This is a genomic window from Planococcus kocurii (assembly GCF_001465835.2).
Taxonomy (GTDB): Bacteria; Bacillota; Bacilli; order Bacillales_A; family Planococcaceae; genus Planococcus; species Planococcus kocurii.
The window spans coordinates 1,482,526-1,495,908 of record NZ_CP013661.2 but is presented as its reverse complement, the minus strand read 5'-3'; the positions used below and the strand labels follow the sequence as shown (position 1 = coordinate 1,495,908).

At 40.7% G+C, this 13,383-nt stretch carries 18 protein-coding genes and 1 other annotated feature; of the genes, 11 read left to right on the top strand and 7 right to left on the bottom strand.

Translation table 11 applies throughout. The annotated features are described in order from the left end of the window. Positions 1-35 precede the first annotated feature (35 nt). The 5 genes from AUO94_RS07335 to AUO94_RS07320 all read left to right on the top strand — a co-directional run bounded on the left by AUO94_RS07335 (position 36) and on the right by AUO94_RS07320 (position 3,516). A complete protein-coding gene (locus AUO94_RS07335; protein WP_058386607.1) occupies positions 36-383 on the top strand; it encodes an ASCH domain-containing protein in 348 nt (115 codons plus the stop codon). A gap of 7 nt (positions 384-390) precedes the next feature. Next, the gene (locus AUO94_RS07330; protein WP_058386606.1) at positions 391-822 is read left to right on the top strand and encodes a hypothetical protein; all 432 of its coding nucleotides are present in this window, start codon (positions 391-393) and stop codon (positions 820-822) included. Between the two features lie 63 nt (positions 823-885). Further along, positions 886-1,107, top strand: coding sequence for a hypothetical protein (locus tag AUO94_RS17385; protein ID WP_169793167.1), 222 nt, complete (start codon positions 886-888; stop codon positions 1,105-1,107). A 158-nt stretch (positions 1,108-1,265) separates the two neighbouring features. After that, positions 1,266-1,476, top strand: a binding site (T-box leader). Positions 1,477-1,573: 97 nt separating this feature from the next. Beyond that, on the top strand, positions 1,574-2,926 hold the full coding sequence (gene trpE / locus AUO94_RS07325) for an anthranilate synthase component I (protein ID WP_058386605.1): 1,353 nt from the start codon (positions 1,574-1,576) through the stop codon (positions 2,924-2,926). Further along, complete coding sequence (locus AUO94_RS07320) at positions 2,923-3,516, top strand: anthranilate synthase component II (RefSeq protein WP_058386604.1); 594 nt, start codon at positions 2,923-2,925, stop codon at positions 3,514-3,516. The genes trpE and AUO94_RS07320 overlap by 4 nt, the downstream gene beginning before the upstream one ends. A gap of 482 nt (positions 3,517-3,998) precedes the next feature. On the opposite strand, the gene AUO94_RS07310 is transcribed toward AUO94_RS07320, so the two are convergent. Beyond that, the gene (locus AUO94_RS07310) at positions 3,999-4,853 is read right to left on the bottom strand and encodes a dimethylarginine dimethylaminohydrolase family protein (RefSeq protein WP_058386602.1); all 855 of its coding nucleotides are present in this window, start codon (positions 4,851-4,853) and stop codon (positions 3,999-4,001) included. A 149-nt stretch (positions 4,854-5,002) separates the two neighbouring features. Here AUO94_RS07310 and AUO94_RS07305 point away from each other — a divergent pair, with 149 nt between their 5' ends. Continuing rightward, complete coding sequence (locus AUO94_RS07305; RefSeq protein ID WP_058386601.1) at positions 5,003-5,437, top strand: GNAT family N-acetyltransferase; 435 nt, start codon at positions 5,003-5,005, stop codon at positions 5,435-5,437. 31 nt (positions 5,438-5,468) lie between these two features. Here the strand turns inward: AUO94_RS07305 and AUO94_RS07300 are convergent, their stop codons facing one another. Together AUO94_RS07300 and AUO94_RS07295 are read right to left on the bottom strand one after the other, a co-directional pair. Beyond that, positions 5,469-5,852, bottom strand: coding sequence for a nucleotide excision repair endonuclease (locus AUO94_RS07300; protein ID WP_058386600.1), 384 nt, complete (start codon positions 5,850-5,852; stop codon positions 5,469-5,471). A 94-nt stretch (positions 5,853-5,946) separates the two neighbouring features. Continuing rightward, the gene (locus AUO94_RS07295; protein WP_058386599.1) at positions 5,947-6,594 is read right to left on the bottom strand and encodes an SDR family oxidoreductase; all 648 of its coding nucleotides are present in this window, start codon (positions 6,592-6,594) and stop codon (positions 5,947-5,949) included. Positions 6,595-6,726: 132 nt separating this feature from the next. Here AUO94_RS07295 and AUO94_RS07290 point away from each other — a divergent pair, with 132 nt between their 5' ends. Continuing rightward, a complete protein-coding gene (locus AUO94_RS07290; RefSeq protein ID WP_058386598.1) occupies positions 6,727-7,008 on the top strand; it encodes a DUF6509 family protein in 282 nt (93 codons plus the stop codon). A gap of 39 nt (positions 7,009-7,047) precedes the next feature. Here the strand turns inward: AUO94_RS07290 and AUO94_RS07285 are convergent, their stop codons facing one another. Further along, complete coding sequence (locus AUO94_RS07285) at positions 7,048-7,785, bottom strand: SurA N-terminal domain-containing protein (protein ID WP_058386597.1); 738 nt, start codon at positions 7,783-7,785, stop codon at positions 7,048-7,050. A 266-nt stretch (positions 7,786-8,051) separates the two neighbouring features. On the opposite strand from AUO94_RS07285, the gene hisC reads away from it, so the two are divergent. The 3 genes from hisC (at position 8,052) to AUO94_RS17600 (ending at position 9,912) form a co-directional block, all read left to right on the top strand. Then, positions 8,052-9,161: a histidinol-phosphate transaminase gene (hisC, locus tag AUO94_RS07280; protein WP_058386596.1), complete on the top strand. Its 1,110-nt coding sequence runs from the start codon at positions 8,052-8,054 to the stop codon at positions 9,159-9,161. Between the two features lie 163 nt (positions 9,162-9,324). Continuing rightward, on the top strand, positions 9,325-9,624 hold the full coding sequence (locus AUO94_RS07275) for a hypothetical protein (RefSeq protein ID WP_058386595.1): 300 nt from the start codon (positions 9,325-9,327) through the stop codon (positions 9,622-9,624). 75 nt (positions 9,625-9,699) lie between these two features. Beyond that, positions 9,700-9,912, top strand: coding sequence for a hypothetical protein (locus AUO94_RS17600; protein WP_237150191.1), 213 nt, complete (start codon positions 9,700-9,702; stop codon positions 9,910-9,912). A gap of 252 nt (positions 9,913-10,164) precedes the next feature. On the opposite strand, the gene AUO94_RS07265 is transcribed toward AUO94_RS17600, so the two are convergent. Genes AUO94_RS07265 through AUO94_RS07255 form a run of 3 tightly spaced genes read right to left on the bottom strand, consistent with a single transcriptional unit; the run spans position 10,165 to position 12,585 of the window. Further along, positions 10,165-10,737, bottom strand: a complete 573-nt coding sequence (locus AUO94_RS07265; RefSeq protein WP_058386594.1) for a 5' nucleotidase, NT5C type — start codon at positions 10,735-10,737, stop codon at positions 10,165-10,167. Then, positions 10,734-11,837 carry a bifunctional diaminohydroxyphosphoribosylaminopyrimidine deaminase/5-amino-6-(5-phosphoribosylamino)uracil reductase RibD gene (gene ribD, locus AUO94_RS07260; RefSeq protein ID WP_058386593.1) on the bottom strand — a complete coding sequence of 368 codons (1,104 nt, stop codon included), beginning with the start codon at positions 11,835-11,837 and terminating at the stop codon, positions 10,734-10,736. The genes AUO94_RS07265 and ribD overlap by 4 nt, the downstream gene beginning before the upstream one ends. Beyond that, positions 11,824-12,585, bottom strand: coding sequence for a GTP cyclohydrolase II (locus tag AUO94_RS07255; protein ID WP_058386592.1), 762 nt, complete (start codon positions 12,583-12,585; stop codon positions 11,824-11,826). Before AUO94_RS07255 ends, ribD begins: the two co-directional genes overlap by 14 nt. A 236-nt stretch (positions 12,586-12,821) precedes the next feature. On the opposite strand from AUO94_RS07255, the gene AUO94_RS07250 reads away from it, so the two are divergent. Further along, on the top strand, positions 12,822-13,319 hold the full coding sequence (locus AUO94_RS07250; protein ID WP_058386591.1) for a ferritin: 498 nt from the start codon (positions 12,822-12,824) through the stop codon (positions 13,317-13,319). Positions 13,320-13,383 lie beyond the last annotated feature (64 nt).

The following is a 13,383-nucleotide window of genomic DNA, read 5'->3' as shown; positions in this document are numbered from 1 at the left end:
TATACTGAGAAAGAACAATGAGAGGTGGAATTTAAATGTCTGAAAAAAACGTGCAGCAATTGCCGCCGAAAACTTGTAGCATCGAAAGACTCGTAACGAACAAGCAGGATGTCGAAAAGGTTCTGCTTGGTCAGAAATCGGCGACACGCCGGAATGGTCGTTATGCAGATGTAGGAGAAATCATGGTGCTAAACGATAAGAAATTCTTAGTAAATCACGTCTACCAACAAACACTTGGTGAGTTAACAGATGAACTAGTGGCACGAGAAGGATATGCAAGTGTTGAGGAATACAAACAATCAATACTGTCTACTCACGCAGGTATGCCGTGGTTACCTCAAATGACTGTTTGGGTTCACGAATTTCATTTGATGGAAGAGTAACTGCAACATGTACTCGCTCATATTATTCGCTCATATTTTAAGTGCGGTGCTATCTATTGGACCATTCTTTGTCCTTCTTCCTCTAGTTAAGCGAATGGAGACAGCCTCTGGAGATGTTCTTCAGTCGCATATCGTAACTTTTAAATCAGCGACACGCCTCGTTAAGCATGCAGGTCATGTATTGGTTACAACAGGCGTTCTGCTAATTTGGCAAGGACCGTGGGGCTGGGGAACTTCATGGATTTTAGGTACACTGGCTGTTATGGTCGGATCTGTTTTTTTCTTGGCACGTGCGTTCACGCCGACTCTGCGCAAATTTGGCAATGAAAAATTCAACCACTTGCAGTTAGTTAAGAAGTTACATCGTTCATTATGGATTTATATTTTCTTGTTGTCATTGATGCTATGGTTCATGGTCGACAAGCCGAATTTCTGGTAACGAAAAAGACGGAGCTGTCCCAAAAGTCATGAAAAATGACTTTTCGGGGCAGCCTTTTTTTGTATGGATGAGAAATGGCTGATGTCCATTCCGACGGACGCTTTCCGCGGGCACGGCCTCAGCCGTTCTAAAACGAAAAAAGGATACAAAAAATCGTCCATTTCTGTAAAGTGGGAGTTACCACACAACATTGGAGAAAGGACGATTTTGATGTGCAATCCGAAGATTACTTCCCAAATGATAACCCTGAACAAACTGTATTTCCACGCTCTCGTCTTGTTGTGATTCCAATGATTAAATCCAGAATTGTCTAAATGATTCCAGCTTATAGTTGACAAATCACTGTGTATTTAATACGATAAGCACAACCTTTTTTGTGCGGATTACGGTTGAAGGTGTCGGGAGCGACACCGCCGAAGTCTAGTTGAGCAGAGCATAGTAGAGCTAAATCGATGAGTAAGAAGAGTAGCGCAGATCAACCTCTCAAAGAGAGTCAGTGGCAGGTGGAAACTGACGGGGTGTCTGGGTGAATGGACTTATGAGTGATTCTTTGAACAAGCAGTAGAAGAATCCGTTTCCCCACGTTATCAGGGATCAAGTGAAGGCTTTGTCAGCTTTAACATGAGGTGGTACCGCGGTGATTCCGTCCTCTGCAAGGAACAGTTCTGTTCTTGCAGAGGGCTTTTTTGTTTTAAAAGAGAGTAAAACGTGCAGCAAGGTCTGCGTTTTTAAGAAATGGAGCTGAGTTGAGATGAGTAAAGAAATGAAAATGAGAAAAATTGATGGGGACTCTTTAACACCGATTGCTGTGTTTAACCGACTAGTTGGGGAACGTAAATGCCTGTTAGAAAGTTCGTTAAAAACAAGTGTTACGGGTCGTTATTCGTTTATCGGAGCAAATCCGTCTGTTGGTTATATTGGTCACGGTCAACAATTGCGTGAAATTGATTTTCGAACAGGCGCTGAGAAAATCTACGAGGGAAAACCATTAGAGTTGATCAAAGCACGAATGCCTCGTTACGAAGCAGAAGTAGAGGGACTGCCTTTTACAGGAGGGGCCCTTGGATATATCGGTTATGATGCGATTCAAGTGTATGAACCAATCAAAGCACCAAAAGAAGATAGCTTGCAGATGCCGGATATTCATTTACAAATCTATGAAACCATTGTGGTGTTCGATCACGTAAAAAATGATGTGACCATTTTAACGTTTGAAGACAAGCTTGATGAAATTGAACAACAATTAGCCATTCCTGAACAAGCGGCTATGGCAGTAAATCAGGAATCACTACAATTCGACTCCAAAACGAGTGATGCTTTTTTCCGTAAACAGGTAGAACAAGCAAAAGACCATATTCGTAAAGGTGATGTTTTTCAATTGGTTTTGTCGCAGCGCTTAACGGCAAGTTACAAAGGAGATGCCTTTGCGTTATACCGGAAATTACGCAAACAAAATCCATCTCCCTATCAATTCTTTATCGATTTTGATGGCTATGCAATTGTCGGTGCGTCACCTGAAAGTTTGTTAACAATCCGGGGCAGCCACATGATAACAAATCCGATTGCTGGCACACGAAAACGCGGTGAGACCGACCTTGAGGACAATCGATTGGCAGAAGAACTAGCTAGTGACGAAAAAGAGCAAGCAGAGCATAAAATGCTAGTAGACCTCAGCCGCAACGATGTAGGACGTGTCGCACAAATTGGAACTGTAGAAGTACCGAAATATATGGTTATTGAAAAATACCAACACGTGATGCATCTGGTGTCGGAAGTAACAGGACAGCTGGATAAAAAAATGCACCCATTAGATGCTTTAGTATCCTGCTTGCCTGCGGGGACGGTGTCAGGCGCTCCGAAAGTACGCGCTATGCAATTGATACAAGAATTTGAAGAAGAGCGCAGAGGAGTCTACGGGGGAGCTATTGGCTACTTAGGATTTAATGGCAATCTAGATGTCGCACTGGCAATTCGTACTTTTGTCGTTAAAGATGGAATGGTCCATGTCCAAGCAGGGGCAGGCATTGTCTTTGATTCAGACCCACAAGCAGAGTATGAGGAAACGCTTCATAAAGCGCGTTCACTCACGGAGGTGTTCGGATGATTCTGTTAATCGATCATTATGATTCTTTTACTTATAATATTTATCAAGCTGTTGCTGCTATGGGAGTGGAAGTAGAAGTGGTCCGTTCCGATGTGTTAACACTAGAGGAAATTAAAGCCAAAAACCCGAAAGCAATTATTCTTTCACCGGGACCTGGTCACCCACTGGAATTGCCTGAATCGATTAAACTAATTCAAGAGGTGCACCAATCGATTCCAATTTTAGGGATTTGCTTAGGGCAGCAACTAATTGGAGCAGCATTTGGCGGAAATGTTGTCGAAGCACCATTTATCCGACATGGTAAAGTGTCTCAAGTATCACATGTTCGGCAAGGGTTGTTTAAGAATATGCCACTGCCACTACCGGTCATGCGTTATCATTCACTTGTATTAGAGCCCGAAACTTTGGCTGATTGTTTAGAGGTACAAGCGCGGGCACTCGATGACGACACGATTATGGCTGTTAAACATCGGGACTATCCGGTTTATGGAATCCAGTTCCATCCAGAGTCGATTGGTACGCCGGACGGGGTAGCATTGATGAAAGAATTTGTTATACAGGTCCATGAGGAAGTAGCGAGTCGTTTATAGAACACATGAAAAGAGGCTGTCCCAAAAGTCATGAAAACATTACTTTCAGGGATAGCCTCTTTTGGCAATTGTCAGAAAGGGCTGATGTCCATTTCGACACACGCTTCGCGGGCACAGCCTCAAGCCATTCTAAACTTAAATCAGGAGATAAAAAACCGTCCATTTCTGTAAAACGAAAGTTCCCATACACTCCTTACAGAAAGAACGATTTTTATGTGAAATCTGAAGCTAACTTCCCAAAAAGGATAGCACGGAAAAGGGATGGTGGACATCCTCTTTGAATAGATAACGCAAAATTGACGCAGAAAGTGTGTTCGGTCCTATCAAAGGCACACGACGTTCCGGATTGTGACATGGACCTACAATTTCTTGAAAGTAGCAGGCATTCGCCAACTGCTTTCAGGGCGCTTATCCTAAAAAGACGATGAAAAAGAATTTCTTTTTCATCGTCTTTTTAGAGACTTATGGGGCAATTGCTTTTTTTACACGCGTATCAAAGGCATAGTGCAGCAACGGAAAGCACCACCGGATTTGATAATTTCGGAATAATCGACTTCAATTACATGGAAGCCGCGGGAAGTTAATTGCTTATTCACTTGTGTGTTCTGCGGCTGGCTGAAAACTTGGCGATTGCCAATAGACAGTACGTTGGTGCCTAAAGCAAACTGCTCTTTCTCATTGACACGAATTAATGTATAGCGCTCAGCGAGCATTTCGACAGTAGCCCTATCGAGCGCTTCAGGAAAAATGAGTGCTTCTGTTGGTGACAAGATATTAAAGACACAGTCAAGGTGCAGGTATTTTTCATTAAACGAAATAGGCAGGACTTTAAAATCCGGTAGCTCACGCTGTAAATCACCGATAGCTTTTTTGGAAGTACGGCTGCTGATACCGACAAAGACAGTGTCGCGATCGATGATGACATCACCGCCTTCGATGCGATGACCTGTCAAATTTTTGAAGTTGACATCACGTGTTTGCATCCACTTTCGAAGTTCTTGTTCTTCGCCTTGGCGAATTTCAGAGGCCATTTCGCTAATAAACACCGAGTCTCCAATGGTAAATCCAATATCTCGTGTAAATACTTGTTCCGGATAATTTTCAGCAGGCTCAATCAAATCGGTTTGAACACCACGATCAAGTAACGCTTGAACAAATTCATTGTGTTGATTGAGTGCTTTGTCTATATCGATATTTTCGTCCTTATACCTTTTCTGAACATCATTGATGACATCTTTTATCTCCATAAAGCGTGGCGGGCATAACAAAACACGCCGAAGCGAATCGTATTCGCTCTGGCAACGTGCAGATAGACTTTCTTTTATAGTTGATGACATATAGGTTCCTCCAAAGAACATAGTTATTAATTTACTATTCCTTTTGGGTAGTAAATTAAAACATGCTAATTAGGAGATGGTACACAAAAAGAGGCGAAAATGAGAAAATGTAAAAAGAAAGTTTTTCGATACAGGAGGAGACTGTTACGATGAAAATTATTCAACAGGAAGTGGCGAAAGACCGAGATTTTATACGGAAGAAAATTATTGAACACAATGTCGCCAATTTGCCGGGAGAAGCGAACTCCCCATTTGAACAAATGAGTTTTATCGTGCGTAATGAAGAAGAGGTAATTATAGGCGGTTTAACAACCACCGGTTTTTGGCGCAGTCTTCACATCGATTTCCTGTGGGTTGACCCAGCATTTAGAGGTACCGGTATTGGAGAAAAATTGATGGCACGGGCAGAAATTTATGCGCGCAGTAAAGAATATCGAATGATGATTGTCGACACCTTCAGTTTTCAAGCGCCTGAATTTTATAAGAAACAGGGATTTTCGGAAATTGGTGTAGTTAACAATCATCCAGTAGGCCATAACCATTACTATTTAGAAAAATGGCTCTTGGATTCATCAAGACAATAAAAAAACGGAAGCCCAAAAGGCCTCCGTTTTTTTATTCTTGTTCTTTGTAAAATACTTTGTCTACATTGTATTTGGCTTTTTCTGTGTTAATCAAATACGTTTCGTAGATGTCGCGCTCCATTGGATCTTCTATAATGGAAACGGTAATGCGGTAAACTTCTTCACGATGATTCTTCAATGGCGATACTGAATCTTCGAAATGTTTTTTTACACGTTGGCGTAGTTTGCGGGCTTTTCCGACAAACAATAGTTCTCCACTGTGGTTAAAAAATTGAATGATGCCGCCTTTATCGCGTGGAACATCGTGCAAATCGATAAAGCCGAATAATGGTTTGATGACAGCTTCGTCACCTGTAATTTCTTGTTTGCGCTGTGTAATCGTCACATCCGCTTTTGGTGGTTGAATATTAATCATGCTTATCACGTCCTCTAGTTATCGTATTGCCTAGTTTAACACAAAAAAGAGCGGAAATCCATCCGCTCTTTTTCGCCTATCATTCGAAAATTTCTTATAAAGTCTCTAATTGGTCGCCAACAGGCTGCTCGCCTTGCAGTACTTCAAATGTTTTGTGATACGTATTGTTGCGATCGAGTACATCTACTAAGACTTTAGCGACGTCTGCTCTTGGAATTGATCTTCCTTCAAGAGAAGAAAACCCATTTGAAGAAACCTCGATTTTACCTGACTTGTCTTCGTCTGAAAGAGCTCCAGGACGAACGATTGTATAATCCAAATTAGTAGCTTTCAGGAGGTCATCTGCTGTGCGTTTTGCTACTAGATAAGGCTTCATCGCCTCGCCACCCGCATCCGGATTGTCTGAGCCAACTGAGCCAAGTTGCACAAAGCGTTTAACGCCGTTGTCTTGTGCGTATTGAGCTGCTTTCACAGAACCCCATAAATCAATGGTTAAGGTTTTATCAGCCCCTGTTTTTGGACCAGATCCGGCTGCGAAAATCACGGCATCTACGCCTTCAAAAGCGGCACTGAAATCTTTTTCTAAATCGCCCAATACGACATTAGCAGCACCAAGTTCTTTCATTTTATCAATTTGATCTTCTTTACGGACCATAGCGGTTGCTTGATGATTTGCTTCTGATAATTCTTTGACAACGTTGCGGCCGACTTGACCGTTTGCTCCAATAACTAGTACGTTCATTCGATATCCACTCCTTTAATTGTCTTCACTCTACTTATATCCCCTTTTAATTTCACGATAAACGTTTTATTTCTTCGTTCAACTGTCCAAAAAGCTGTAGACAAGCTAGAATAGAATAACGGAGGTGTTACAATGCAAATTACAGATTATGTGTTTCACAAAATTAACGACCCTACAGGAATTATGGTGGGTGACCGTTACGAATTCTTGTTGAATGTTGAAGTTGATGAAGAAGATGAGTTATATACAGAGGGCGGCTTAGAACTGCGTGTTATTATTGCTGCAGAAGAAGCAGGAGCTCGTATCGCACATTACAACTTTATCGATAAGCAAACAAGAGGTGCACTTGAGTTTGGACTTGAAGATGAGGAAGAAGAAGAAATTCTTGCTTACTGTTCAGAAAAACTAGCATAATCAAAAACATCCTGCTCAATTTGAGCAGGATGTTTTTGATTAGATGTTAACTTCTATTTCAGCTGTTTTCTTTAGTTCTTCAATTTGAACAACTACAGCCTCTTGTGTTTTTTGCTCTTCGAGAGATGTGCGGATTGTCGGTTCCATTTCTTCAAAAGCGGGTGCTTCTTCTTCAGAAGTTTCTGCAAAGCCCTCATAAGCTGTTTTCACTTCTTCGTCTGTCACTTCTCCTGCTGTTACCTCTTCTGCAACATACTGCTCGTAAATCGACTGTTCACGAAGCTGAACTTCCATGTCAGCTAGCGTAAAGCCAGTTTCTTTTAAGGCTTTGTCCATTACCTCTGTCGATTCAAACTGACCCTTTAGTTCTTCTAAGCACTCTTCAACTATTTTTTCATCTGCTTGATAGCCTTTTTTTGCTGCGTCTTGCAAGATTACTTTGTTACCAATCAATACGGACAATGCCTGTTCTTTTACAAGGGCAGCATTTTCATCTTCGGACACATTTTGACCTTGTGCAGTTAATGACGATTCTAGTTGACGAGCCACACTATTATAAACTTTGCCCAAAATTTCTTCCTCATTCACGACAACAACTACATCTTTTTGCTCCGGTAATTCTAAAGCTGATTCGGTAGGAGTGTTTTCACCTGCTGTTTCTTCAGTCGTTTCAGGCGCAGTATTTTCTTCGGATTTAGTTTCTTCCTGATCAGAGCACGCGCCTAATGTTAGCAATAAAAGAATTGGGGCGAACACAAATTTCATTTTCTTCATCATTTAAAAACGCCTCTTTCAGTCTGTCTGCTTAACAGTAAAACATATTTTATTGGGTAGCACAAATAGTTGTACGTGCTTGTGCAAATAAAGCCGCAATTCGGTATAATAATAAGAGATAGACAAGTAATAGAATTAGAAAGCTAGAGTAAGCCGCATGTCTAGTGCGGTTTAGCTAGTGAATTCGATTTGAAATGTCCGTTAAGCGTGTTATGATTGTAGGAATCTGTAGATAATGATACATAACTTATACTTTTGGGGGAATCTCTATGACAAGCTCACATACGATTAAAGCACGTAAAACATTAGACAAAATTCAACCATACTCACCAGGAAAGCCAATTTGGGAAGTGCAAAAAGAATTAGGACTTGATCGTGTCATTAAATTGGCGTCTAACGAAAATCCATTAGGGCCTTCGCCTAAAGCGGTAGCAGCGATTCAAAATGGATTGGCAGAACTAAACCGTTACCCTGATGCAGATGCGAGCGCATTGAAAAAAGCCATTGCTAACAAATTTCAAGTAACTCCTCAACAAGTAATTACAACAAATGGTGCTGACGAATTGATTACGTTGATTTCTGAAGCTTTTCTCGAAGCTGGAGATGAAGTCATTGTTCCGTCTCCGTCATTCAGTGAATATGATTTTGGTGCACATATTATGGGTGCCACAGTTGTACCGGTCAAATTCAAAGAAGGATTTGAATATGATGTAGATGCGTTACTAGCAGCAGTAACAGAAAAAACCAAAATTATTTACATCTGTACGCCGAACAATCCAACAGGTACGTATATACCAAAATCAGATTTGGATACATTAGTAGAAGCGATTGATAACGTATTGGTCGTTATTGATGCGGCTTACGATCATTTCGCTGATGCCGCGGACTACACAAATGGTGTGGAATACATCAACGCGGGACAGTCAGTCGTAACATTGGAGACCTTCTCAAAAATTTATGGTATTGCTGGAGTACGAGTTGGCTTTGGAATCGCTCCTGAATCAATCATTCAATCGATTTTAAAAGTAAAAGAACCGTTTAACGTCAATACATTAGCGCAAATTGCAGCAACTGCAGCAATTGAAGATACTGAACATGTACAGACTTCCCAAGAAACCAATAAAGCAGGACGCGAACAACTATACAAAGCCTTTAAAGACCTAGGGTTAACGTACGTTGAAAGCATGGCCAACTTCGTATTAGTGCAGCTGGGCGAAGATGGCGAAGAACTGTACAAACAGTTAATGGCGAACGGAGTTATCGTTCGTCACGGAAAAATTTGGGACTTACCTGATTACATCCGTGTTTCTGTTGGGACGACAGAAGAAAATCAGTTCTTTATTGACGTTTTAAAAGGATTATTAGTTAAACAAGCATAAAGAAGATGCTCCTGAAACTAGGAGCATCTTTTTTATAGGCTACCGAATTCGTGTATTCATCATTAACGATTTGAGCTGTGTATAAACGTATGCTTTGCTTAAAACCCTGCCTATACGATAAACTTCTAGGAAAAGATTCTTAAGGAATAGGAGGAATGCCAGCTTGGACCAAGTAAATTTATTGTCGTCCATCACTTACATTGATACAGAGCGTTCTATTGAATTCGGAGAAATAAAAATCACCGATACAGAATGTAATATTCACCTATACGAAGATATCGTGGTAACTTCTGCGACGAAATTCCAAGTAGCAAACGTATGGGATGTATCTTATAAGTCCTTTTCATCTGAAGCAAGTTTGTTGTATCTGCATACTCATAGGGGAGTATTAACGTACAAAGTCTATACAGATCCAGATCACTTTGTGGAAACGTTTAAAAAACTGAAAAATAAACATTACTAAAGAAGATAGGGATGGTCCTGTCTTCTTTTTTGATTCTATCGAGTTGCAGAAAAGCTAGGCTATAACAGAGGAGAGATGGTTATAGAGGACAATCTTAAAATTGCAGATAGATGGACAACCAAAGTAAACGACAAAGATGTTAAAGCAGTACTAGAAATATCAGATCTCCACGTTGAATTGGTAGGTCCAAGAGCTGCGGTAGAAGGTCATGATATTCTAAGGAAATGGATTGAAGAGTTGGACGTTCATATGGAGACGCAACACCAGTATGTAAAGGGGATGAAGTGATTTGCGTGCAGAAGGCTACTTGGCAAAACCAAAGTGGCCATGTACCGATTTATACTTTCATGGAAAGCAGCAATGGAAAAGTTCATCGCTTGGGGAGGTTTGATACCTTAGATGATGCTTTTGGGCAATGCCAATTGAGCGAAGAAGATAAAGTTGACTAAAGTGAAGTTCCGATTTTGAAAGTAATAGAATACATCAAAAAACCATAGAAGGAAAATAATCGATTCTTCAATGGTTTTTTTGATTGGAAACTTACTTTATTTCACTATTTATTAAATCGCCCAACTCATCCCAATTCTCAACACGTGGCAAATCGAGGTGCCGATTATAAGATTGATCTTTGACGATAACTTTTACAGGAGTATTCGTTAAAGTATCCAAGACAGCAGGCTTATCGTCGAAATAATAATCCAGCTGCAAATTTTGAATGATCTCCACTTTTTCCGAATCTTTCATGCCACAGAAAAAGTTTTCTCTTACGATAGGGAAGTCTTGTTCAACCATCCAGTTGAACGTATTGTCAGCATACTCTGGGGGACGTGATGTTATATAGTAGATGTCGTGACCACCTGATTCGAGTTGTTTCAGTAGATCAAGTGCCCCGAAGTAGAGGGGACAGTCCGTGAAATACAAAAAATCCAAAGAGCGATTCCACAAATCCTTGCCTTCTTCATCACTTAATCCGAACGCTTCATGTATTTCGACGCGATTCAAGGTGTGGAAAATATCGATGTCCACACGTTTACCTAATTGCTGTTGGTAATAATGAAAGGCATATTCACGTAAATTAATCAATGTATCGTCTATGTCAAAGCCAAATTTCATATGCTGCTGCCTCGCTTTTCAGGATAGCCTGTAAATTTAAAGTCTTTGCCAATTTTGCTGAATTCACCATCACGTAAATCGATGGCATCTTTCATCCAGTCCACACCTATTCCTTCAATAAAAGTAGGTGCTAATTTGCCTCCGACTATTTTAGGAGCAAAGTAAAACACGACTTTATCGATTAAGTCATTTTCTAGAAATGCGGCATTGATGGTACCGCCACCTTCGATAAAAAGCGATGAAATGCCTTTTTCACCAAGTGTCCGAACAACATCTAAAACATCTACTTGCGTATCGTGACTCGTTGCAAAAATAGAAATACCTAACTTCTCTAATGCCTGTCGTTTATCACTATCGCAATTTCGACTTGTGAAAATCCAAGTATCTGCGATTCCATCTGTCAAAAGCTTTGAATCAAGCGGAATACGTAATGTGGAATCTAAAACAATACGAAGCGGATTGCGGCCATTTGGGATTCGAGCCGTCAATTCAGGATCGTCTTCAATTACCGTACCCACCCCCACCAGTATGGCCATATGCTGACTCCGTAATAGATGAACATCCAATCGAGCTTCTTCAGAAGTAATCCATTTGCTGTCAAGAGAGTGAGTAGCAATTTTCCCATCAAGTGTAGAAGCGGCTTTCAAGGTTACGAAAGGGGTTTTACCGACGATGAATTTATTGAACACTTCATTCATTTTTCGTGACTCTTCCTCGCGTATGCCGACGATTACATCGATACCCGCATCTTGAAGCATCCGGACACCGTTTCCGGAAACCAGTGGATTCGGATCTAACGTGGCCACGACAACTCTTTTGATGCCGGCATCGATAATGGCTTGTGCACACGGTCCCGTCCGCCCAAAATGGGAGCAAGGTTCAAGCGTTACGTAAATCGTAGCGCCATGACTCCTATCACCCGCCATGCGAAGTGCATGGATTTCGGCATGAGGTTCGCCGGCTTTCAAGTGAGTTCCAATACCGACAATTCCGCTGTTATTGACAATGATAGAGCCGACCAATGGATTTGGATCTGTCTGGCCCTTTAAAGCTTGTGCATTACTGAGCGCAAGGTCCATATAGAATTCATGGCTTGACATGCATCATGTCCTCCTCGTCTTTAAGGTGCCCTGAGCGTTCAATTTTGGTCTGCAAATAATCCGTGTTGTATTGAGACTCGTCTCCCCATAGGGAAGTTCTTGAAGCAATTTTAAGTCCCGCTTTTTCAATAGCTGCAACTTTTTTAGGGTTATTCGTCATTAACGTTACGGGCTTGGTACGCAATGATTGCAATACAGCAATAGCATCACCGTAATTTCTTGAATCGTCTACATATCCTAATTTTTCATTAGCTTCGACCGTATCGTAACCATTTTCTTGAAGTACATAAGCCATCGCTTTGCTGAACAAACCAATGCCACGACCTTCATGATTCGCCAAATAAAATAACGCACCGGTGCCATGGTCAGTAATTCGTTTCATCGATTGTTTTAATTGAAAGCCACAGTCGCAGCGCTTGCTGCCAAAAATATCGCCTGTATGGCAAATAGAATGCATACGAATCAAGGCATCTTCATTGTTCTCAAAATCACCGTATACGAGGACGCTCGATTGCTGATACTCAGCAAGGTTTGCGGAGTTCAGTTTTTCAATAATGCTCTCGTAATCCTCAGTCACTTCATCGAGGCTCAACCAGCAATACCAATTAAATATAAACGTTTCGTTATATAAGTCAACAGGAAGACGGATGGGGCCGACCAAGTAAACGGCGCCTTCTTCAGTCTGGATCATTTGGATTTTTTCTTTTAATAGGGCAAAGACTTGTGGATCTAATTTCATATCGTGCATGCCAACATCCCCTTATATAATTCTTATACAATATATCGTACTACAATCTGTTGATAAAAGTGAGTGGTTTGTACTTAACGATAATTATTATCATTTAAATAAAGTATAATTCCTTAATAATTGATATTTATTATCAATTAGAAACAAATATTCTCATTTGATTTGATTAATTCGATAGGCTATGTTATATTGTCTACATTATAATAATTATAAATAAGAGCGTAGGAGGAATAAACATGTTATCAGAAAAACTGACGAACGCATTGAACGATCAATTTAATAACGAATTACAGGCTGCACATGCTTATACTGCGATGGCCGCATATTTTTCGAAAAAAGGCTTTCATGGATTTGCAAACTTCTATCTTATCCAATCAAAAGAAGAGCATTACCATGCAATGAAATTTTATCATTATTTAGTGACGATGGATGAAAAACCGGTTCTACAAGCTTTGACTGAACCCAAAAATCATTTTGTTAGCGCGTTGGACGTTCTTGAAAACTCATTGTCTCAAGAAAAAAGCGTAACGAGCAATATTTACGCATTGGTAACATTAGCTGGTGAACTAGAAGAGCATGCGACACTGTCTTTCCTTGATTGGTTTGTTGAAGAACAAATGGAAGAAGAAAAATCGTTCCGCGACATCATTGCGAGAGTAAAAGCCATCGAAGAAGGTGGAGAATACTTCCTGAAAATGGACGATGAGTTTGCACAACGTAAGCTAGAAGCATAATAGTAACGAAGCAGCACACAGAACAAGGTGTGCTGTTTTTTCTGTCTGAAAGGAAGTGATGATT